The organism is Metabacillus sp. RB-C-LZQ-3-1, assembly GCF_058315175.1.
The window spans coordinates 1-20,926 of sequence record NZ_JBZFLI010000013.1 but is presented as its reverse complement, the minus strand read 5'-3'; the positions used below and the strand labels follow the sequence as shown (position 1 = coordinate 20,926).

23 protein-coding genes are annotated in these 20,926 nt (G+C 36.0%); all 23 read left to right on the top strand.

Translation table 11 applies throughout. From position 1 onward, the window contains the following. Positions 1–3: 3 nt before the first annotated feature. The 23 genes from ftsY to codY all read left to right on the top strand — a co-directional run bounded on the left by ftsY (position 4) and on the right by codY (position 20,882). Positions 4–1,002: a signal recognition particle-docking protein FtsY gene (gene ftsY, locus AC4GZ8_RS18425; protein ID WP_491083363.1), complete on the top strand. Its 999-nt coding sequence runs from the start codon at positions 4–6 to the stop codon at positions 1,000–1,002. Positions 1,003–1,282: 280 nt separating this feature from the next. Beyond that, positions 1,283–1,615 (top strand): putative DNA-binding protein, encoded by a 333-nt coding sequence (locus AC4GZ8_RS18420; RefSeq protein WP_491083362.1) that lies wholly within the window; start codon positions 1,283–1,285, stop codon positions 1,613–1,615. A 12-nt stretch (positions 1,616–1,627) separates the two neighbouring features. Next, on the top strand, positions 1,628–2,971 hold the full coding sequence (gene ffh, locus AC4GZ8_RS18415; protein WP_491083361.1) for a signal recognition particle protein: 1,344 nt from the start codon (positions 1,628–1,630) through the stop codon (positions 2,969–2,971). A 148-nt stretch (positions 2,972–3,119) separates the two neighbouring features. Continuing rightward, positions 3,120–3,392, top strand: a complete 273-nt coding sequence (rpsP, locus tag AC4GZ8_RS18410) for a 30S ribosomal protein S16 (protein ID WP_121661385.1) — start codon at positions 3,120–3,122, stop codon at positions 3,390–3,392. 11 nt (positions 3,393–3,403) lie between these two features. After that, complete coding sequence (locus AC4GZ8_RS18405; protein WP_491083448.1) at positions 3,404–3,634, top strand: KH domain-containing protein; 231 nt, start codon at positions 3,404–3,406, stop codon at positions 3,632–3,634. 200 nt (positions 3,635–3,834) lie between these two features. Further along, positions 3,835–4,215, top strand: a complete 381-nt coding sequence (locus tag AC4GZ8_RS18400) for a YlqD family protein (RefSeq protein ID WP_491083360.1) — start codon at positions 3,835–3,837, stop codon at positions 4,213–4,215. Between the two features lie 5 nt (positions 4,216–4,220). Beyond that, complete coding sequence (gene rimM / locus AC4GZ8_RS18395) at positions 4,221–4,742, top strand: ribosome maturation factor RimM (protein ID WP_491083359.1); 522 nt, start codon at positions 4,221–4,223, stop codon at positions 4,740–4,742. After that, complete coding sequence (gene trmD / locus AC4GZ8_RS18390) at positions 4,742–5,476, top strand: tRNA (guanosine(37)-N1)-methyltransferase TrmD (protein ID WP_491083358.1); 735 nt, start codon at positions 4,742–4,744, stop codon at positions 5,474–5,476. The genes rimM and trmD overlap by 1 nt, the downstream gene beginning before the upstream one ends. 136 nt (positions 5,477–5,612) lie before the next feature. Then, a complete protein-coding gene (gene rplS, locus AC4GZ8_RS18385) occupies positions 5,613–5,957 on the top strand; it encodes a 50S ribosomal protein L19 (RefSeq protein WP_072580071.1) in 345 nt (114 codons plus the stop codon). A gap of 188 nt (positions 5,958–6,145) precedes the next feature. After that, positions 6,146–6,697, top strand: coding sequence for a signal peptidase I (gene lepB, locus AC4GZ8_RS18380; protein ID WP_491083357.1), 552 nt, complete (start codon positions 6,146–6,148; stop codon positions 6,695–6,697). A 20-nt stretch (positions 6,698–6,717) separates the two neighbouring features. Further along, positions 6,718–7,578: a ribosome biogenesis GTPase YlqF gene (ylqF, locus tag AC4GZ8_RS18375; protein ID WP_491083356.1), complete on the top strand. Its 861-nt coding sequence runs from the start codon at positions 6,718–6,720 to the stop codon at positions 7,576–7,578. A gap of 121 nt (positions 7,579–7,699) precedes the next feature. After that, positions 7,700–8,470, top strand: coding sequence for a ribonuclease HII (gene rnhB / locus AC4GZ8_RS18370; RefSeq protein WP_491083355.1), 771 nt, complete (start codon positions 7,700–7,702; stop codon positions 8,468–8,470). Positions 8,471–8,489: 19 nt separating this feature from the next. Continuing rightward, positions 8,490–9,728: a hypothetical protein gene (locus AC4GZ8_RS18365; protein ID WP_491083354.1), complete on the top strand. Its 1,239-nt coding sequence runs from the start codon at positions 8,490–8,492 to the stop codon at positions 9,726–9,728. Continuing rightward, positions 9,725–10,018 (top strand): EscU/YscU/HrcU family type III secretion system export apparatus switch protein, encoded by a 294-nt coding sequence (locus AC4GZ8_RS18360; RefSeq protein WP_491083353.1) that lies wholly within the window; start codon positions 9,725–9,727, stop codon positions 10,016–10,018. The genes AC4GZ8_RS18365 and AC4GZ8_RS18360 overlap by 4 nt, the downstream gene beginning before the upstream one ends. 222 nt (positions 10,019–10,240) lie before the next feature. Further along, positions 10,241–11,401 (top strand): ADP-forming succinate--CoA ligase subunit beta, encoded by a 1,161-nt coding sequence (sucC, locus tag AC4GZ8_RS18355; protein ID WP_491083352.1) that lies wholly within the window; start codon positions 10,241–10,243, stop codon positions 11,399–11,401. Positions 11,402–11,419: 18 nt separating this feature from the next. Continuing rightward, positions 11,420–12,322 (top strand): succinate--CoA ligase subunit alpha, encoded by a 903-nt coding sequence (gene sucD, locus AC4GZ8_RS18350; protein WP_491083351.1) that lies wholly within the window; start codon positions 11,420–11,422, stop codon positions 12,320–12,322. A gap of 64 nt (positions 12,323–12,386) precedes the next feature. Further along, positions 12,387–13,298, top strand: a complete 912-nt coding sequence (gene dprA, locus AC4GZ8_RS18345; protein WP_491083350.1) for a DNA-processing protein DprA — start codon at positions 12,387–12,389, stop codon at positions 13,296–13,298. 286 nt (positions 13,299–13,584) lie between these two features. Next, a complete protein-coding gene (topA, locus tag AC4GZ8_RS18340; RefSeq protein WP_491083349.1) occupies positions 13,585–15,660 on the top strand; it encodes a type I DNA topoisomerase in 2,076 nt (691 codons plus the stop codon). A gap of 136 nt (positions 15,661–15,796) precedes the next feature. Next, positions 15,797–17,107, top strand: a complete 1,311-nt coding sequence (gene trmFO, locus AC4GZ8_RS18335) for an FADH(2)-oxidizing methylenetetrahydrofolate--tRNA-(uracil(54)-C(5))-methyltransferase TrmFO (RefSeq protein WP_491083348.1) — start codon at positions 15,797–15,799, stop codon at positions 17,105–17,107. 71 nt (positions 17,108–17,178) lie between these two features. Further along, positions 17,179–18,081: a tyrosine recombinase XerC gene (gene xerC / locus AC4GZ8_RS18330; protein ID WP_491083347.1), complete on the top strand. Its 903-nt coding sequence runs from the start codon at positions 17,179–17,181 to the stop codon at positions 18,079–18,081. Between the two features lie 23 nt (positions 18,082–18,104). Continuing rightward, positions 18,105–18,647 carry an ATP-dependent protease subunit HslV gene (gene hslV / locus AC4GZ8_RS18325; RefSeq protein WP_491083346.1) on the top strand — a complete coding sequence of 181 codons (543 nt, stop codon included), beginning with the start codon at positions 18,105–18,107 and terminating at the stop codon, positions 18,645–18,647. Positions 18,648–18,667: 20 nt separating this feature from the next. Next, positions 18,668–20,065: an ATP-dependent protease ATPase subunit HslU gene (gene hslU, locus AC4GZ8_RS18320; protein ID WP_491083345.1), complete on the top strand. Its 1,398-nt coding sequence runs from the start codon at positions 18,668–18,670 to the stop codon at positions 20,063–20,065. A gap of 37 nt (positions 20,066–20,102) precedes the next feature. Then, the gene (codY, locus tag AC4GZ8_RS18315) at positions 20,103–20,882 is read left to right on the top strand and encodes a GTP-sensing pleiotropic transcriptional regulator CodY (RefSeq protein WP_491083344.1); all 780 of its coding nucleotides are present in this window, start codon (positions 20,103–20,105) and stop codon (positions 20,880–20,882) included. Positions 20,883–20,926 lie beyond the last annotated feature (44 nt).

The window sequence follows — 20,926 nt, the reverse complement described above, 5'->3', positions numbered from 1 at the left end:
AGAATGAGTTTTTTTAAAAAATTAAAGGAAAAAATCACCCAACAAACAGATGCAGTAACGGAAAAATTCAAAGAGGGCTTAACAAAAACTCGAGATTCATTTGCAGGTAAAATGAATGATTTAGTTGCAAGATATCGAAAAGTAGACGAGGATTTTTTCGAGGAGCTTGAAGAACTTTTAATAAGCGCGGATGTTGGTGTCGCTACTGTAATGGATTTAATTGATGAGTTAAAAATGGAAGTGAAAAAACGCAATATTCAAGATACAAAGGAAGTTCAATCTGTAATCTCAGAAAAGCTTATCGAAATCTATGAAGGTGACAGTGATGAAGACCTCATTAACAAATTAAATCTTGAACAGGGCAGACTTAATGTCATTTTATTTGTTGGTGTTAATGGTGTTGGAAAAACAACTACAATTGGCAAATTAGCTCACAAGTTAAAAAGTGAAGGAAACACTGTTCTTTTAGCAGCTGGGGACACATTTAGGGCAGGAGCAATCGAACAACTAGAGGTTTGGGGTGACAGAGTCGGAGTGGATGTGATTAAACAATCAGAAGGCTCAGATCCTGCAGCAGTCATGTATGATGCTGTACAAGCTGCAAAAGCAAGACAGGTTGATGTTCTATTATGTGATACAGCTGGCCGTCTGCAAAATAAAGTAAATCTCATGAAAGAGCTTGAAAAGGTAAAACGTGTGATTGAACGTGAAATCCCTGGGGCCCCACATGAGGTATTACTTGTACTTGATGCAACAACAGGTCAAAACGCGATGACACAAGCCAAACAATTCTCACAAGCAACAGATGTTTCAGGTATTGTTCTCACTAAGTTAGATGGTACGGCGAAAGGTGGAATTGTTTTAGCCATAAAAGGCGAACTAGATATTCCGGTAAAGTTCGTTGGTTTAGGTGAAAAAATGGATGATTTACAAGAGTTTAATACAGAGCAATATGTTTACGGGTTGTTCTCAGGAATTATTGAGGAGCAAGAAACGGAATAAAGTGAAACTTCCATCAGTGGGGGAGTTCTTCATCCCCCAGTGATGGCTAGTTGAACCAATCGTATCTTTACGGGCAAACTATCTTGTTTGTAAACTCAGAAGCTTAAGTTGGGGGTTACTGCCCGTTAAGAGTGGGATAAATCAGAATGAAAGCTAACCTCATATTGGTTAGCTTTTTCAAATTACTATTCTTTACCTTTATACTACTTGACAAGAAAATACTTCGTATGTAGACTTATATGTTGTAAAGGTAATTCACTTAACAAAGGGGTGGATCGGCATGATGCTTGAAAAAACGACGAGGTTAACGTATCTTTTTGATTTTTATCAATCGTTGTTAACCCCTAAGCAGAAGAGCTATATGTCCTTATACTATCTTGATGATTACTCCCTTGGTGAAATTGCGGAAGAGTACAGTGTTAGTAGACAAGCTGTTTACGATAACATTAAACGGACTGAAGCAATGCTGGAGCAATATGAGAAAAAGCTACTATTATTTCAGAAATTTCAAGAGCGCCAGAAGATCATGACACAGCTGCGCGAATTCTCTGCTGAAGTGGATAATCGTAATCAGTTTGATGTCTTGCTTCAAGAGCTTGAGAAATTAGATTAGGAGGCGGCATTTATGGCTTTTGAAGGATTAGCCGACCGACTGCAGAATACAATGGCCAAAATTCGCGGCAAAGGAAAAGTAACGGAAGCGGATGTTAAGGAAATGATGCGCGAAGTGCGCCTTGCCCTTCTAGAAGCAGATGTTAACTTCAAGGTCGTAAAGGATTTTATTAAGCGCGTAAGTGAACGTGCTGTTGGTCAAGAGGTTATGAAAAGCTTAACTCCTGGTCAGCAGGTCATTAAAGTAGTTAAAGATGAGCTAACCGAATTAATGGGTGGAGAGCAAAGTAAAATTGCGGTATCAAATCGACCACCTACAGTGATTATGATGGTTGGGTTACAAGGTGCAGGTAAAACAACAACTACTGGTAAGCTAGCGAATCTCTTAAGAAAAAAGCATAATCGAAGCCCATTGCTTGTTGCGGCAGATATTTATCGTCCTGCAGCTATTAAGCAGCTTGAAACATTAGGTAAACAGTTAGATATGCCTGTTTTTTCGATGGGAGATCAAGTAAGTCCAGTTGAAATCGCAAAGAAAGCTTTAGAGCATGCAAAACAAGAGCACCATGATTATGTGATCATTGATACAGCTGGTCGACTTCATATTGATGAAAATCTAATGGAAGAGCTTGAACAGGTAAAAGAAATTGCTAAACCTGATGAAATTTTCCTTGTTGTCGACGCGATGACTGGTCAAGATGCTGTAAACGTAGCCAAAAGTTTTAATGAACAGCTCGGTTTAACAGGTGTTGTTTTGACAAAGCTTGATGGGGATACACGTGGCGGAGCTGCATTATCTATTCGCTCTGTGACAAATACACCTATAAAGTTTGTTGGTTTAGGAGAAAAGCTTGATGCATTAGAAGCTTTTCATCCAGAACGAATGTCATCAAGAATTCTAGGCATGGGTGATGTGTTAACACTCATCGAAAAAGCCCAAACAAATGTTGATGCTGAAAAAGCAAAAGAATTAGAACAAAAAATGCGCACAGCATCTTTTACATTTGATGACTTCCTTGAGCAGCTTGGACAAGTGCGTAATATGGGTCCCTTAGAGGATCTTATAGGCATGTTACCCGGTGCGAACAAGGTTAAGGGATTAAAAAACCTACAGGTTGATGAAAAACAAATAAGTCATGTTGAGGCAATTATTAAATCCATGACTAAGGCTGAAAAACTCAACCCTGAAATGATGAATGCTTCTCGTAAAAAACGAATTGCGAAAGGCAGCGGTACCACTGTCCAAGAAGTGAATCGCTTATTAAAGCAATTTGAAGACATGAAAAAAATGATGAAGCAAATGACAAACATGACAAAAGGAAAGAAAAAAGGTGGAATTAAATTTCCATTTATGTAATGGAGTAGATGGGTTAAATTCCGCAAAATAAAGAATTTACTTTGTTTTTTTAAGTTTTTTTTAAACTGACAAGAAAAAAACCTTTACATCATATAACTTATTTGATAATATACTATCTTGTTGAAACATTTTCGGAGGTGCTTTATAAATGGCAGTTAAAATTCGTTTAAAACGTATGGGAGCAAAAAAATCTCCTTTTTATCGTATCGTAGTAGCAGATTCTCGTTCACCACGTGATGGACGTTTCATTGAAGTTGTAGGTACTTACAACCCAGTTGCTCAACCAGCAGAAGTTAAAATCAATGAAGAATTAGCTCTTAAATGGATGTCAAATGGTGCAAAACCATCTGATACAGTTCGTAACTTGTTCTCTAAAGAAGGCATTATGGAAAAATTCCATAACGCTAAAAACAGCAAGTAATGACTGTTGAGATGAAAGAGTTAATCGAGGCAATTGTGAAGCCGCTTGTTGATAAGCCAGAACAAATTGAGATCACTGAACATGAGCAGGAGCATCAAATGATTTATCGCCTTTCAGTTCATAAAGATGATGTCGGTAAAGTAATTGGCAAGCAAGGACGGATCGCAAAAGCCATTCGAACTGTTGTTTACGCAGCGGGATCTAATTCATCTAAAAGAATTCAACTAGAGATTAATGACTAAAAAAAGGGTGAGGAGGTTCCTCCCCTTTTTTTGTACTATTAGAACATATAAATATTATATGGATGATCATATATAGTAACCATTCGCCAATAGGACCTGGTTATAAACAAAGTTTTTCTAATACATCTTCTATTTATAAAATGGAGTTGGTGTGGCTTACTTTTTTATACGTATTAAGCTTGAATAGGGGAGGAACAATAATGAAGATACTCCACCGTGTGACTGTTAAACAAATGATAACGGAAACTAGTAAGCAATCATTAATAAAAGAATTTTCTTCACGGAAAAAAATGATCGAGCAAGAATGTGATCAATTGTATTTTGAATACAAAAAGGTGGAGAAAACAAGTAAACAACTCTCTACGCAATTTTTAAAAGAAATAGAAAAACGTCGTGAAAAAATCAAACTAGTTGAGTTTCAATTAGAACAAGTACATACATTACCAATTGGTAGTGAAATAAAAGAAAAAGAAGTAGATGCAATAGTAGACATAACTGTTGGTGACAATTGGGATGAATTAATGAAGGAGAAAACCATTGTCATAAAAGACGGTATAGTGGATCAAATACGCCTGAGGTGATAAATATGGCCGAGAAATGGTTTAATGTTGGAAAAATTGTCAACACACATGGAATTAAAGGAGAAGTGCGCGTAATTTCAAAAACGGATTTTGCTGAAGAAAGATATGAGCCTGGAAATACATTATATATTTTCAAGGAAGGCTCTGCTGAACCAGTTGAAGTTGTTGTTGATAGTCACCGTGTACATAAAAATTTTGACCTCTTAACTTTTGAGGGAATGCACTCTATTCAAGACGTTGAGCCATTTAAGGGTTCTTTATTAAAGGTATCTGAATCTCAATTATCAGAACTTGAAGAAGGTGAATATTACTTCCATGAAATCATAGGATGCAAAATGTTTACAGATAGTGGGGAAGAAATCGGAACAATTCGTGAAATTCTGGCAACAGGGGCAAATGATGTTTGGGTTGTCAAAAGAAAAGAAGGAAAAGACTTGCTCGTTCCATACATTGATGAAATTGTAAAAGAAATCAACATTGATGAAAAGAAAATCATCATTACACCAATGGAAGGGTTACTAGAATAATGAAGATTGATTTTTTAACACTATTTCCAGAAATGTTTCATGGAGTATTAAATGAGTCAATTCTTAAAAAAGCTCAGGAGAAAGAGGCTGTCACATTTAATGTGATAAATTTTCGTAAGTATTCCTCGAATAAGCATCAAAACGTTGATGACTATCCATATGGTGGAGGAGCCGGAATGGTGTTGACACCACAGCCGATATTTGATGCTGTTGAAGATATTCGTAAACAAGGAAATTCAGAGCCGAAAGTGGTATTGGTATGTCCTCAGGGTGAACGGTTTACACAAGGGAAAGCAGAAGAATTAGCTAGAGAGGACCACCTTCTTTTTATTTGCGGTCACTATGAGGGCTATGATGAAAGAATTAGAGAACACCTTGTAACAGAAGAAATTTCTATAGGTGACTTTGTTTTAACAGGTGGAGAGCTTGCATCTATGGTTATAACAGATAGCGTTGTTCGGCTGCTTCCTGGTGTTCTAGGAAATGAAGATTCACCTATTTTAGATTCGTATAGTTCTGGCTTGCTTGAACACCCGCACTACACAAGACCAGCCGATTTTAGAGGGTTTAAAGTCCCTGAAGTACTTTTATCAGGAAATCACAAATTAATTGCTGAGTGGCGTGAGGAACAGTCTTTAAAAAGAACCTATGAACGACGTCCGGATCTATTAGAAAAGTACCCATTATCTGATAAACAAAAATCTCTCATAAAAAAGTGGCAAAGTGAAAACTAGCTATTGCACCCAATGATGCGTTATGGTAAGATAAATCTCGTGACTTGCTGATGTATAAGATGCAGTCTTTTAAAACGATGTTCCGCTGCAATGAATAAATATTGGAATGAGCATCTGTTGGAAGGAGTTGAAAACGATGCAAAAACTAATTGAAGAAATCACAAAAGAACAATTAAAAACTGATTTACCTGCTTTCCGTCCTGGTGATACTGTACGTGTACACGTAAGTATCGTTGAGGGTACTCGTGAGCGTATTCAGGTATTTGAAGGTGTTGTGATTAAGCGTCGTGGTGGTGGAATTAGCGAGACATTTACAGTTCGTAAGATCTCTTACGGTGTAGGTGTTGAACGTACTTTCCCTGTACACACACCAAAAATCGCGAAGCTAGAAGTTATTCGTCGCGGTAAAGTTCGCCGTGCTAAACTTTACTACTTACGTCAATTACGTGGTAAAGCCGCGCGTATTAAAGAAATTCGATAAGACAGCTTAGTTTTTACTAAGTCTCAAATATATGGGTCAGCCGTTCTGTCCGTATAGTTGAAAAGGAGCTTGTTGCTTAACAAGCTCCTTTTTCAATAATATGGTCAAACTTATGATCTTCTTAACTAAATAAGTGTATATCAAGAAATAGTCAATGGACATAATGATTGCTAGAAGCAGGTGATAGTATGACAAAAAAGAAAAATGAATTTCTAGAGTGGATAAAAGCTTTAGCTATTGCGGTCATTTTAGCAGCAATCATAAGATCCTTCTTTTTTGCACCTATTGTAGTTGATGGATATTCAATGATGCCAACACTACATACACAAGATAGAATGATTGTGAATAAATTTTCTTATAAAATTGGTGAACCGGAACGGTTTGATATTGTTGTTTTTCATGCTACTGTTGATAAAGATTATATTAAACGTGTAATAGGTTTACCGGGAGATCATGTTGAATATAAAGACGATACCCTTTATATAAATGGCGAAAAGTATGAAGAGCCCTATCTTGATGAATATAAAAAAGAACTAATAGACGGCCCATTAACAGAGCCCTTTGATTTAGAAAGCATTACAGGGCAATCTACGGTGCCTGAAGGACATTTGTTTGTTATGGGTGATAATAGACGGCAAAGTAAAGATAGTAGACATATAGGAACGATACCAATCGAAGAGGTTATGGGGGAAACAAGTTTAGTTTATTGGCCATTCTCTAGTATTCGTATCGTTGAGTAAGAAAAAAAGAAGGTGTTATTATGACAATACAATGGTTTCCAGGACATATGGCAAAGGCAAGAAGACAAGTCACAGAAAAACTTAAACTAATCGACATTGTCTTTGAACTGGTTGATGCTAGAATTCCAATGTCATCGAGAAATCCAATGATTGATGACATTGTTTCGTCAAAGCCAAGAATTGTGTTATTAAATAAAGCAGACAAGGCCGATGAGGCAATTACAAAAAAGTGGATTGAATATTTCAAAGATCGCGATATTCCTGCAATTGCGATTGATGCTCAATCAGGAACAGGATTAAAGCAAATTACGTCCTTATCAAAAACTCTTTTGAAAGAGAAATTTGATAAAATGGCTGCAAAAGGAATTAAACCTCGTGCAATTCGAGCTTTAATTATTGGTATACCAAATGTCGGTAAGTCAACGCTAATTAACAGGCTTGCAAAGAAAAACATTGCAAAAACAGGAGATCGGCCAGGTGTCACAACTGCTCAACAATGGGTTAAGGTAGGGAATGAGCTAGAGCTATTAGATACACCTGGAATTCTTTGGCCTAAGTTTGAGGATCAGTTAGTAGGTCAAAAACTTGCAACAACAGGTGCAATAAAGGATGCTATTTTGAACCTGCAAGATATCACCGTGTTTGCTTTGTCATTTTTAAAAGAACACTATCCAAACAGATTGCTTGAACGATTTCATTTAGAAGAGCTGCCGGATGAAATTGTCCCTCTATTTGATGAAATAGGGAAGAAACGCGGTTGCATGATGTCTGGTGGATATATTGATTATGATAAAACATCTGAGCTTATTTTAAGAGAAATTCGAACAGATAAATTAGGAAGATTATCGTTTGAAACACCAGAAGACTTTTTAAATGATTAATAAACCATCGACTCGCTAATTAAACGCGAGTCTTTATTTATTTCATTGAGAACCGATATAATATATATATAATTTGTACATACAAAATCAAATATGTAGCAGAAATAGGGAGAAACAGCAAATGCAATTAACGACAAATGAAATTAAACAAAAGCTTTCTACGATTAAAAACGAAAATGATCCATTTCTCAATGAGTGCCTGACTGATCATAGAAAAGGAGTTCAGCAATTAGTTGAAAAGTGGTTCAAACAGTATGAACATGAGAAAAAACTTCAAAATCAGTTTTACAGCATGCTTCGGTTTGAAAGAGAAGCCAAAAAAAATGGCTTTCATCTTATTGCAGGTATTGATGAAGTTGGCAGAGGACCATTAGCAGGACCGGTTGTTGCGGCTGCTGTTATATTAAAAGAGGAATGCTATATACCAGGATTAACTGATTCTAAGAAGCTCACGTCAACAATGAGAGATCGTTTCTATGACATGATTTATGAACAAGCAGAAGCAATAGGGGTTGGAGTTGTTTCTCCTTCGATAATTGATGAGATAAATATTTATGAAGCAACGAAACTTGCAATGACAAAGGCTATTAAAAAACTTTCCAAAGCTCCGGCTTATTTATTGTTAGATGCTATGAAACTTGATTTGCAAATTCCACAAACATCAATTATTAAAGGTGACTCGCAAAGTATATCTATAGCAGCAAGTTCAGTCATCGCAAAGGTTACTAGAGATCGATTAATGGAGGATATTTCGGAGCAGTACCCGGAGTATGGATTTGATCAACATATGGGGTATGGAACAAAACAACACTTATCAGCTCTAAAAAAATATGGAGTTACAGAACATCATCGGAAAAGCTTTGCACCGGTTAAGGAACTTTTAATACCTTGAAATAAAGTGGGGAAAGAAAATGATACAATTGTCAGCAATGGAACGCTTGTTTCGTGATTCTATCACACAAATGAATATGACTACAAATAAGTTGGCATTAGTCGATAATCAAGTGATTCAAGGACAAGTTCTTAAACTCTTTCCTGATCAAAAAGCACTTATTCAAGTTGGCCAAACAAAGCTTGTTGCTCAGCTCGAAGCTTCAATAAATGCTTTAGATCGCTATTGGTTTCGGGTAAAGGGATTTGAACAACAAGGACTTCATCTAAAAATAATGAAGCAAGTAGACGTTGGTCCTTTAACAAAGCAATCAGTCGCAAAAGATTTGCTTACGATGTTTCAACAAAAAACGTCGAAAGAAAATATATTATTAGCAAGTGAACTTGTAAAAGACCATATTCCCATTTCAAAGGAGCAGCTGCTAACAGCACTAGAGTTGCTGAAGAATACCTCTAAAAAGGACATACCGCTATTAATAGATGCGACAAAATTTGCAATTAAGCAGCAATATCCGTTATCAGAAAATGTGATAAAGTCCCTTGTTCAAACACAATCCAATATCCCTTTGGCACAACAAATTGATAGTCTATTTCATTTACTACAAGGTTTGAATGAACCAACAAGTTTGGTCAAACAATTGCAACAATCATTATTAAACATTATATCAAGAAAGCAATTTAAATTAGATTCTGCCAATGGTCTGACGTTAAAAGAAGTTTCACAGGAGTTACAAGCACTAAGAGAAATGCTGTTAGAAGTAAGTAAAGAAGGAGTAGTTGAGGGAACAGTAAAAGATCAGATTGATTCACTTAGACTTCGTATAGACGGTCAACCATTGCTTCAACAAGATTTTGGACCAACATCACAAATGATCACTCAGATTCCGTTATTTTCATTAAACAATACTGATTTAATAATTCAGTGGAACGGAAAAAAACAAGAAAATGGAAAAGTTGATCCATCCTTTTGCCGGATTATTTTCTTTTTGCAGCTACCAATTCTCGAAGAAACTTTTGTTGATGTTCAAATACAAAACAGGGTGATGACAATTACCATTACAAACAATCTTGAGGCTTTAAAACCATTAGTCATCGAACATACAGAAAAGCTGAAAGAACATTTACATAAAATGGACTATCATTTAACTTCAATCAAAGTTAAGTCTTTTGAACTACCAGCAAATCAAAAACATCCCCAAAAGCAATTTAACATAACAGGTAGTATTGAATCTTATACAGGGGTTGATGTAAAAATATGATGGAAAAGGATTCTATAAAAAAAGTGATTGCTTTAAGATATGATCATGTTAAGGAACAAGCTCCAAAGGTTATTGCAAAAGGTAGTGGATTACTAGCTGATGAAATACTTGAGGCAGCAAAACATCATGATATTCATGTTCATGAGGACAAGGCCCTTGTTGAGCTCTTATCAAAATTGGAGGTGCATCAGCAAATCCCTGAAGAATTATATGAAGCAGTAGCTGAAATATTTTCTTTTGTGTATAACATAGAAAAAGAATTAATCTCGAAAGAACATCGTAATATATAAGCCTATTGTATGAGGTAATTTCTTGTATTCTCTCTACTAGTGTTTTTTTGATTTTTCTAAGTTAAAAGTCCTGAGTTTTATTATTTTCTTTTATACTAAAAAAATAAAAATTAACTTGAATTTTACTATTTTATGTGTAAATGTAGACAAGGTTCAAACTATTATATAAAATGAAAGCGCAGTCTAATTTTTATTCATGCAAATTGGTTAGGAGGATGGCAAATGAATATCCATGAGTACCAAGGAAAAGAACTCCTTCGTAAATACGGAGTTTCTGTACCGAATGGCCGAGTTGCTTTTTCTGTAGATGAAGCAGTTGAAGCTGCGAAAGAACTTGGAACAGATGTAGTAGTAGTAAAAGCTCAAATCCATGCAGGTGGACGCGGGAAAGCAGGCGGGGTAAAAGTTGCGAAAAACCTTGACGAAGCACGTACATATGCAGAAGAAATTTTAGGGAAAACGCTTGTTACACACCAAACTGGCCCAGAAGGTAAGGAAGTAAAACGTCTACTTATCGAAGAGGGCTGTGATATCAAGAAGGAATATTATGTGGGTCTTGTATTAGATCGCGCTACTTCTCGAGTGGTTCTAATGGCTTCTGAAGAGGGTGGAACAGAGATTGAGGAAGTAGCGGAAAAGACTCCTGAGAAAATCTTTAAAGAAGTAATTGACCCAGCTGTTGGTCTACAAGGCTATCAAGCTAGAAGAATTGCATTTAACATTAATATTCCAAAAGAATTAGTTGGACAAGCAGTTAAATTCATGATGGGATTATATCAAGTATTTGTTGAAAAAGATTGTTCAATTGCTGAGATTAACCCATTAGTAGTAACTGGTGACGGAAAAGTTATGGCTCTTGATGCAAAACTAAATTTTGATTCAAATGCATTATATCGCCATAAAGATATTGTAGAATATCGTGATCTTGATGAAGAAGATCCAAAAGAAATTGAAGCTTCTAAATATGACTTAAGTTATATCTCGTTAGACGGTAATATTGGCTGTATGGTAAATGGAGCTGGTCTTGCTATGTCAACAATGGATATTATTAAGTATTATGGCGGCGAACCTGCTAACTTCCTGGATGTTGGGGGCGGTGCAACGGCAGAAAAAGTAACAGAAGCATTCAAGATTATTCTTTCTGATCAAAATGTAAAAGGAATTTTTGTTAATATCTTTGGTGGAATCATGAAATGTGATGTTATTGCTGAAGGTGTAGTAGAAGCTACAAAGCAAGTTGGCTTAGAAATTCCACTTGTTGTACGTCTTGAAGGTACAAACGTTGAATTAGGTAAGAAAATTTTAAATGAATCTGGATTAAATATTACTTCTGCAGAGTCTATGGCTGACGGCGCACAAAAAATCGTTTCATTAGTGAAGTAAGAAAGGCAGGGGACAAACATGAGTGTATTTATTAATAAAGATACAAAAGTTATTGTACAAGGTATAACTGGATCAACAGCGTTATTCCATACAAAGCAAATGCTAGAGTATGGGACTAATATTGTTGGTGGTGTAACACCTGGTAAAGGTGGTACAGAAGTAGAAGGTGTACCTGTATTTAATACAGTTCAAGAAGCAGTTTTAGCAACTGGTGCAAATGCATCTGTTATCTATGTGCCTGCTCCTTTCGCTGCTGATGCGATTATGGAAGGCGTAGACGCGGAACTAGATTTGGTCATTTGTATTACAGAGCATATTCCTGTAATGGATATGGTAAAAGTGAAACGCTACATGGAAGGGAAGAAAACTCGCCTAGTAGGACCGAACTGCCCAGGTGTTATTACTCCTGAAGAGTGTAAAATTGGTATAATGCCTGGATATATTCATAAAAAAGGACATGTGGGAGTTGTATCTCGTTCTGGTACTCTTACGTATGAAGCAGTTCATCAATTATCACAGGCAGGTATTGGCCAATCAACTGCAGTAGGAATTGGTGGAGACCCTGTTAATGGGACAAACTTTATCGATGTACTAAAAGCATTTAACGAAGATGAAGATACGTATGCTGTTATCATGATTGGAGAAATTGGTGGTACAGCCGAAGAAGAAGCTGCGGAATGGGTTAAGGCAAATATGACAAAGCCTGTAGTAGGCTTCATTGGTGGTCAAACTGCACCTCCAGGTAAACGTATGGGACACGCTGGTGCGATTATTTCTGGTGGTAAAGGGACTGCGGAAGAAAAAATTAAAACGATGAATGCTTGTGGAATTAAAGTGGCAGATACTCCATCAGTGATGGGAGAAACACTTATTTCTGTATTAGAAGAGCAAGGCTTACTTGAAAAATGTAAAACACATTAATCAATATAATAGTAGGAACAGGTGCTAACCTGTTCCTATTTGTCATGTGAAAATGGAGGAAGCTATGAAAAAAGATACGACGAAAAGATTGTTTCTATTAGCACATTGCAAGGGGATTAGTCAGCAGATTCTACGAAAAATCATGAATGCAGACGCTACACTTGAACTTTTTTTTCATTTGAAAGACCATGAATGGGAAACGTATTTTCAAGTAAAAAAAGAAAAGATTCAAGCTATAAAAGAAGAATATCACTCATTGTCATTCCACTACCTTAATAAAATGTATCAAAAAGATAATATTAAGTTCCTGCCTCTTTTTGACCATGAGTATCCTCCTTTGTTAAAAGAAATACCTGATCCGCCTCCTTATTTGTTTTATAAGGGTGATATTAAAATGTCTCATTCTCCCCAAATTATCAGTATTGTAGGCACTAGGAATCCGAGTCAATATGGTCAATTAGCACTAGGTGATATAATAAAACCATTAATCATTAATGATTGGGTAATTGTAAGTGGATTGGCAAAAGGAATTGATGCATTAGCCCATACTCATACAATTAATCAAAAAGGGAAAACCATCGCAGTGATTGCTGGAGGTTTTTATCATTTATACCCTAAGCAAAATTACACTTTAGCAGAACAAATCATGTCCTCACATCTTATCTTTTCTGAACACCCTCCCTCAACTCCTCCTCAGAAATGGCATTTTCCACTGAGGAACCGAATCATTAGCGGTCTTTCCATGGGAACGATTATCATACAAGCTAAGAAAAGAAGTGGATCTCTAATTACAGCCCAGCAGGCCCTTGAACAAAATCGAGAGGTATTTGCGGTTCCGGGCTCCATATTTGATGAATGTTGTGCTGGTACAAATGAGTTAATTCAAAACGGGGCAAAACTAGTTCAAGATGCTTCACATATTATTGAAGAATTTCCTATCTTTCACAATAAGAACAGTATAAGGGAAACAAAATAACGAAGAAAATGCTAATTCAGTAAAAATATTCATGTTTTTTCTTAAAGAATTAGTATATGATTAGGGTAATTTATTTCTAATATGTTTGACAAACCTTATAGGAATATTTAATAATAGTGGAGATTTCAGTATAGGATTAGCGAATTTTACCGCTCTAAACATTTAGGCGAGAGCTTTTTACCCACATATTGAATAAAATTCATTTATATTTATAAACAATTTAAATAAAACGTTAAAGTGAAGAGAGATATTAAAGAGAGAATACCTCTTAAGGAGGATACCAGGTATGTCGGACTATTTAGTGATTGTGGAATCGCCTGCAAAGGCAAAAACGATCGAGCGTTATTTAGGGAAAAAATATAAAGTAAAGGCCTCAATGGGACATGTACGTGATTTACCAAAGAGTCAAATTGGTGTAGATATCGAGCATAACTTTGAGCCGAAATATATTACAATTAGAGGAAAAGGCTCTGTACTAAAAGAGTTAAAATCAGCTGCAAAAAAGGCGAAAAAAGTCTATTTAGCTGCTGACCCGGATCGTGAAGGGGAAGCGATTGCGTGGCATTTAGCACATAGTCTTGATGTGGATATTAACTCCGATTGTCGAGTTGTGTTTAATGAAATTACAAAGGATGCTATAAAAGAATCTTTTAAACATCCTCGTTCGATTAATATGGATTTAGTTGATGCACAACAAGCAAGACGTGTGTTAGATCGATTGGTAGGCTACAAGATTAGCCCAATATTATGGAAAAAAGTAAAAAAAGGTCTAAGTGCTGGTCGTGTACAATCTGTAGCAGTAAGACTAATTATTGATAGAGAAAACGAAATAAAAGAATTTGTCCCTGAAGAATATTGGTCCATTGAAGGGCAATTTTTAAAAGGACAAAAAGAATTTGAAGCATCATTTTATGGCGTAAATGGTGAGAAAAAAGCATTAAATACAGAATCTGAAGTAAAAGAGATCTTAGAAATTATAAAAGAGAACAAATTTAAAGTTGAGAAAGTAACGAAGAAAGAGAGAAAAAGAAATCCAGCAGTTCCGTTTACGACTTCAACTTTACAGCAAGAGGCAGCTAGAAAATTAAATTTTAGAGCAAAGAAAACGATGATGATTGCTCAGCAGCTTTATGAAGGAATTGATTTAGGAAAAGAAGGTACAGTTGGATTAATTACGTATATGAGAACTGATTCAACTAGAATTTCGGATACTGCACAAACCGAAGCAACTCAGTATATTACAGATAAATATGGTAAAGAGTATATTGGTACTACCGCAAAGTCAGCTAAAAAGAATACAAATGCTCAAGATGCCCATGAAGCGATTCGCCCAACATCAACCTTACGAGACCCAGCTAGCATTAAAGAATATTTAAGTAGAGATCAATTAAGATTATACAAGCTGATTTGGGAACGCTTTGTATCCAGTCAAATGGCTTCGGCAGTATTAGATACAATGAGTGTGGATTTAGTAAACAATGGCGTATTGTTTAGAGCGAACGGTTCAAAAATTAAGTTTCCTGGTTTTATGAAAGTATACGTTGAGGGTAACGATGATCAGGTAGAGGAAAAGGATCGTTTGCTACCAGATTTAAAAGAAGGTGATGAGATCTTTTCTAAAGATATTGAACCATCACAGCACTTTACACAGCCACCTCCGCGTTATACGGAAGCAAGGCTTGTAAAAACACTTGAAGAACTTGGAATAGGTCGACCTTCAACTTATGCGCCTACACTTGATACGATACAAAAAAGAGGCTATGTAACATTAGATAATAAACGGTTTATTCCAACTGAGTTAGGCGAAATTGTGTTGGAGTTAATCAGAGAGTTTTTCCCGGAAATTATCAACGTTGAATTTACCGCTAATATGGAAAACAGCCTAGATGAAGTAGAAGAAGGACATATTGAGTGGATCAAAATCATCGATAATTTTTATAAAGATTTTTCTCCAAGGCTTGAAAAAGCAGAAAATGAAATGGAGAAAATTGAAATTAAAGATGAGCCAGCGGGTGTTGATTGTGAGGAATGCGGACACCCTATGGTATACAAAATGGGTAGATTTGGGAAATTTATGGCGTGCTCTAACTTTCCAGATTGTCGCAATACAAAACCGATTGTAAAAGAAATTGGGGTGAAATGCCCGAACTGTGAGGAAGGCATGATCGTTGAGAGAAAATCTAAAAAACGCAGAATTTTTTATGGTTGTAACCAATACCCAGAATGTGAATTTCTCTCATGGGATAAGCCTATTGCAAGAAGCTGTCCAAAATGTGACAACATGCTTGTAGAGAAGAAGTTGAAAAAAGGTGTTCAAGTACAGTGTATGGAATGTGACTATAAAGAGGAACAACAACAATAGGTGAGCGACATACCGCTCACTTTTTTTAGGGAAAGAATGAGAATACATAAAGATAACATGGATGATTACAGCAACCTAAATGGAAAATACATATAGATAGATTTTATTGTCACTTAAGTGTGGAGGGTTAGATAAAATGAGTCAGGAAGCAGTTGTAAATGTTATAGGTGCTGGTTTAGCAGGTAGTGAAGCAGCATGGCAGTTAGCGAAAAGAGGAATAAAGGTTAACTTATATGAAATGAGACCTGTTAAGCAAACACCGGCACATCATACGGATAAATTCGCAGAGTTGGTATGCAGCAATTCATTAAGAGCCAATAATTTAACAAATGCTGTTGGTGTATTAAAAGAAGAAATGCGGATATTAGATTCAGTCATTATAAAAGCAGCTGACGAATGTGCAGTACCAGCTGGCGGTGCACTAGCAGTTGATCGACATGAATTCGCAGGTAAAGTAACGGAGCTAGTTAAAGGGCATCCCAATGTAACGGTAGTGAATGAAGAAGTTGAAGAAATCCCAACTGGTCCAACAATTATCGCTACAGGTCCTCTTACATCAAAAAATCTATCCGAGAAATTAAAGGTATTGACCGGTGAGGAATATTTGTATTTTTATGATGCAGCAGCACCTATTGTTGAGAAAGATAGCATTGACATGGATAAGGTTTATTTAAAATCTCGATATGATAAGGGAGAAGCAGCTTATTTAAATTGTCCAATGACAGAGGAAGAATTCGATCGATTTTATGAAGCGTTAATTGCTGCCGAAACAGTTCCATTAAAAGAATTTGAAAAAGAAATTTTCTTTGAAGGTTGTATGCCAATAGAAGTTATGGCACAAAGAGGAAGAAAAACGATGCTTTTTGGACCCTTAAAACCAGTCGGGTTAGAAGACCCTAAAACGGGGAAAAGACCATTTGCAGTTGTTCAACTGCGTCAAGATGATGCAGCTGGGACTTTATATAACATCGTTGGCTTCCAAACGCATTTAAAATGGGGACCTCAAAAAGAAGTGCTTTCTCTTATTCCGGGACTAGAGAATGTTGAAATTGTACGATACGGTGTAATGCATCGTAACACGTTTATCAACTCTCCGAGACTTTTAAAACCAACATACCAATATATTGATCGTAAAGATCTGTTCTTTGCAGGGCAAATGACAGGTGTTGAAGGTTATGTAGAATCTGCAGCATCAGGATTAGTTGCAGGAATAAATGCAGCACACCTTGTTTTAGAAAAAGAATTAATAGAATTTCCAAATGAAACAGCAATTGGAAGTATGGCGAAATATATCACATCAACAAATGCTGATAATTTTCAACCAATGAATGCTAATTTTGGAATATTTGCTCCACTTCCAAAACAAATAAAAGGTAAAAAAGAACGAAATGATATGCATGCAAAGCGAGCGTTAGAAACAATTCAAAAGATTTCGAAAAATTTATAGAAATAATTTGCAAGGGCTACTACTGTTGTGATAACATTTAGTAGCCCTTTTGTTGTAGTGAGGTGTAAACTGTGACAAATGTTAAGAATTATTTAAATTTGTTTATTGAATATTTACAAATTGAGAAAAATTATTCAAAATATACAATTGTGAATTATTCCAAAGACATTGAAGATTTTTTTTCCTTTATGAAAGAACAAGCAATCCTACATCTAGAAGAAATTACATATAATGATATACGGTTATATTTAACGCAGTTACATACAAGAAAGTATTCTAGGAAAACAATTTCAAGGAAAATTTCTTCATTGAGAAGCTTTTATAAATTTCTTATTAGGGAAGGAATTCTTCATGAAAACCCTTTTTCACTTGTTTCGATTCCTAAGAGGGAGAAAAAAATTCCTCAGTTTCTTTATGAAGATGAGGTTAAGCAATTATTCACCGTATCGGATATTCACACTCCTTTAGGACAAAGAAACCAAGCACTAATTGAAATTTTATATGGCACTGGAATTCGTGTTAGTGAATGCTGTGAGATTAAGCTATCTGATATTGACTTTTTTATCGGTACAATTCTTGTCACCGGAAAAGGTGGAAAACAACGTTATATTCCATTTGGTAGTTATGCTCATAATGCGATTGATCAATATATAAATGATGGTAGAAAGGCCTTGGTGAGCAAGGTGAAGGAAGACCATTCTTATTTATTTGTTAATCACCGTGGTGCAGCGCTAACTGACCAGGGAGTTAGACATATCCTAAACAAGATGATAGAAAATGTTTCTTCGGTCCTACATATTCACCCGCATATGTTCAGGCATACTTTTGCTACTCATTTATTAAATGAAGGTGCTGATATGAGAAGTGTTCAAGAATTGCTAGGTCATGCACATTTATCATCGACACAGGTTTATACACATGTAACGAAAGAGCATCTAAAGAAAATGTATATGACCCATCATCCTCGAGCTTAATGCTTAAAACAGGAGGTAGAAAAATGTCTCAATTTCACGCGACAACAATTTTTGCTATACATCATAATGGAAAAGCTGCTATGGCAGGTGACGGACAAGTAACATTAGGTAATGCTGTTGTGATGAAACATACTGCTAAAAAGGTAAGAAAATTATTTAATGGAAAAGTAATTGCAGGATTTGCCGGATCAGTTGCAGATGCTTTTACATTATTTGAACTCTTTGAAAGCAGACTGGAAGAATATAATGGGAATTTACAACGTGCTGCAGTCGAACTAGCAAAAGAATGGCGAAGTGACAAGGTGTTAAGACGTCTTGAGGCAATGTTGATCGTCATGAATGAGAAGGATTTATTATTAGTATCTGGAACAGGTGAAGTGATTGAGCCGGACGACGGAATCCTAGCTATTGGCTCTGGGGGAAATTATGCTTTATCTGCAGGCCGTGCTTTAAAACGTTTTTCGGGTGATCAATTAACAGCAAAGGAAATCGCAGAGGGTGCTCTAACAATTGCTGGAGAAATTTGCGTTTATACCAATCTAAATATTATTGTTGAGGAACTTTAATTTAAGGGAGGCAGAGCCAATTGAATAACCAGCTAACACCAAAACAAATTGTTGAACGCTTAGATCAATATATTGTGGGACAAAAGGATGCCAAAAAAGCGGTAGCGGTTGCATTAAGAAATCGTTATAGAAGAAGTTTATTAAGTGAGAAGCTCCGTGAAGAAGTTGTTCCAAAAAACATTCTTATGATTGGACCTACAGGTGTTGGGAAAACGGAGATCGCTAGAAGGATTGCAAAGCTTGTTAATGCACCATTTATTAAAGTTGAGGCAACAAAGTTTACTGAAGTTGGATATGTAGGTAGAGACGTTGAGTCGATGGTCAGAGATTTAGTTGAAACAGCAGTACGTTTAGTGAAGGAAGAAAAGATTGCCGGGGTAAAAGGGCTTGCTGAGGAAAATGCAAATAAGCGCTTAATTGAACTCCTTGTTCCCGGTAAGAAAAAAAATAGCACTGCTAAAAACCCCCTTGAAATGCTTTTTGGTGCAGCGAATCAGCAACAGGAGCAAGATGAACAGGCTTTTGATGATACATCAATGCAAGAAAAACGACGTCGTATTGCCCATCAATTAGCATTGGGTGAGCTTGAAGATCATTATGTTACCGTAGAGATTGAAGAACAACAAGCATCAATGTTTGATATGCTTCAAGGATCGGGTATGGAACAAATGGGCATGAATATGCAGGATGCATTAGGAAGCTTAATGCCAAAGAAAAAGAAAAAAAGAAAATTAACAGTTCGCGAGGCAAGAAAAGTATTAACAAATGAGGAAGCAAGTAAGCTGATTGATCTTGATGAAGTGTCTCAAGAAGCTGTCATTAGAGCAGAACAAACAGGTATTATCTTTATCGATGAGATCGATAAAGTTGCTGGGAAGTCAAAGGGAGGATCTGCTGACGTTTCCCGTGAAGGTGTACAAAGAGATATTCTTCCTATTGTTGAAGGATCAACAGTTGTAACAAAATATGGATCAGTGAAGACTGATCATATGTTATTTATTGCAGCTGGTGCATTCCATATAGCAAAACCATCTGATCTCATACCGGAGTTACAAGGAAGATTTCCAATTAGGGTTGAACTAACAAAACTTAGTGTTGAAGATTTTGTTAAGATTTTAGTAGAGCCTGATAATGCACTGATTAAGCAATATAAAGCTTTAATTGAAACTGAAGGTATAGAATTAGAATTTTCTGACGAAGCTATTCGTAAAGTAGCTGAAGTGGCCTTTGATGTAAATCAGGACACTGATAATATTGGTGCGCGAAGATTACATACGATACTTGAACGACTTTTAGAGGATCTATCTTATGAAGCACCTGATATTAACCTTGAAAAGATTGTGATTACACCGCAATATGTAGAAGATAAACTAGGGAAAATATCGAAAAATAAAGATTTAAGCCAATTTATATTATAGTATTTACAATTTCATATGTTACAGGAGGAACCATTATATGTCTTTATTACAAAAAACTCGTAAGATTAATGCCATGCTCCAAAGAGCAGCAGGAAAACCAGTAAATTTTAAGGAAATGTCTGAGAAACTAAGTGAAGTGATTGAAGCGAATATATTTGTTGTAAGCCGTAGAGGAAAGCTTTTAGGCTTTGCGATTAATCAACAGATTGAAAATGAACGCATGAAAAAAATGCTTGAAGATCGTCAATTCCCTGAGGGCTATACAAATAACCTTTTTAACATTACTGAAACATCATCAAATATTGATGTTTATAGTGAATATACCGCTTTCCCTGTTGAAAACCGTGAGTTATTTAAAAATGGTTTAACAACAATTGTCCCGATTATCGGCGGAGGGGAACGCCTTGGGACACTTATATTAGCAAGGGTCCAAGAGCAATTTGCTGATGAGGATTTAATTTTAGCAGAATACGGTGCTACTGTTGTAGGTATGGAAATCCTTCGAGAAAAAGCAGATGAGATTGAAGAGGAAGCTCGTAGTAAAGCGGTCGTCCAAATGGCGATTAGCTCACTGTCTTATAGTGAATTAGAAGCAATTGAACATATCTTTGAAGAATTAAATGGTAATGAAGGTTTATTAGTTGCAAGTAAAATCGCTGATCGTGTAGGGATTACAAGATCTGTTATTGTGAATGCATTACGTAAATTAGAGAGTGCTGGTGTTATTGAATCTCGTTCCCTTGGTATGAAAGGAACATACATTAAGGTATTAAATGCAAAATTCTTAGTTGAATTAGAAAAAATAAAAACAAATTAATGATTTAGTAAAAAGAGGATGATCAATATTTGATCATCCTCTTT

What these genes read in the sequence shown, in the direction of transcription:
- ftsY (WP_491083363.1), top strand. Translation starts at nt 4, where the DNA reads ATGAGTTTTTTTAAAAAATTAAAGGAAAAAATCACCCAACAAACAGAT.
- dprA (WP_491083350.1), top strand. Translation starts at nt 12,387, where the DNA reads ATGAAAAAAGATACGACGAAAAGATTGTTTCTATTAGCACATTGCAAG.
- sucC (WP_491083352.1), top strand. Translation starts at nt 10,241, where the DNA reads ATGAATATCCATGAGTACCAAGGAAAAGAACTCCTTCGTAAATACGGA.
- rplS (WP_072580071.1), top strand. Translation starts at nt 5,613, where the DNA reads ATGCAAAAACTAATTGAAGAAATCACAAAAGAACAATTAAAAACTGAT.
- AC4GZ8_RS18400 (WP_491083360.1), top strand. Translation starts at nt 3,835, where the DNA reads ATGAAGATACTCCACCGTGTGACTGTTAAACAAATGATAACGGAAACT.
- AC4GZ8_RS18365 (WP_491083354.1), top strand. Translation starts at nt 8,490, where the DNA reads ATGATACAATTGTCAGCAATGGAACGCTTGTTTCGTGATTCTATCACA.
- rnhB (WP_491083355.1), top strand. Translation starts at nt 7,700, where the DNA reads ATGCAATTAACGACAAATGAAATTAAACAAAAGCTTTCTACGATTAAA.
- rpsP (WP_121661385.1), top strand. Translation starts at nt 3,120, where the DNA reads ATGGCAGTTAAAATTCGTTTAAAACGTATGGGAGCAAAAAAATCTCCT.
- AC4GZ8_RS18420 (WP_491083362.1), top strand. Translation starts at nt 1,283, where the DNA reads ATGATGCTTGAAAAAACGACGAGGTTAACGTATCTTTTTGATTTTTAT.
- lepB (WP_491083357.1), top strand. Translation starts at nt 6,146, where the DNA reads ATGACAAAAAAGAAAAATGAATTTCTAGAGTGGATAAAAGCTTTAGCT.
- trmFO (WP_491083348.1), top strand. Translation starts at nt 15,797, where the DNA reads ATGAGTCAGGAAGCAGTTGTAAATGTTATAGGTGCTGGTTTAGCAGGT.
- hslV (WP_491083346.1), top strand. Translation starts at nt 18,105, where the DNA reads ATGTCTCAATTTCACGCGACAACAATTTTTGCTATACATCATAATGGA.
- ylqF (WP_491083356.1), top strand. Translation starts at nt 6,718, where the DNA reads ATGACAATACAATGGTTTCCAGGACATATGGCAAAGGCAAGAAGACAA.
- ffh (WP_491083361.1), top strand. Translation starts at nt 1,628, where the DNA reads ATGGCTTTTGAAGGATTAGCCGACCGACTGCAGAATACAATGGCCAAA.
- topA (WP_491083349.1), top strand. Translation starts at nt 13,585, where the DNA reads ATGTCGGACTATTTAGTGATTGTGGAATCGCCTGCAAAGGCAAAAACG.
- codY (WP_491083344.1), top strand. Translation starts at nt 20,103, where the DNA reads ATGTCTTTATTACAAAAAACTCGTAAGATTAATGCCATGCTCCAAAGA.
- rimM (WP_491083359.1), top strand. Translation starts at nt 4,221, where the DNA reads ATGGCCGAGAAATGGTTTAATGTTGGAAAAATTGTCAACACACATGGA.
- sucD (WP_491083351.1), top strand. Translation starts at nt 11,420, where the DNA reads ATGAGTGTATTTATTAATAAAGATACAAAAGTTATTGTACAAGGTATA.
- AC4GZ8_RS18360 (WP_491083353.1), top strand. Translation starts at nt 9,725, where the DNA reads ATGATGGAAAAGGATTCTATAAAAAAAGTGATTGCTTTAAGATATGAT.
- AC4GZ8_RS18405 (WP_491083448.1), top strand. Translation starts at nt 3,404, where the DNA reads ATGAAAGAGTTAATCGAGGCAATTGTGAAGCCGCTTGTTGATAAGCCA.
- trmD (WP_491083358.1), top strand. Translation starts at nt 4,742, where the DNA reads ATGAAGATTGATTTTTTAACACTATTTCCAGAAATGTTTCATGGAGTA.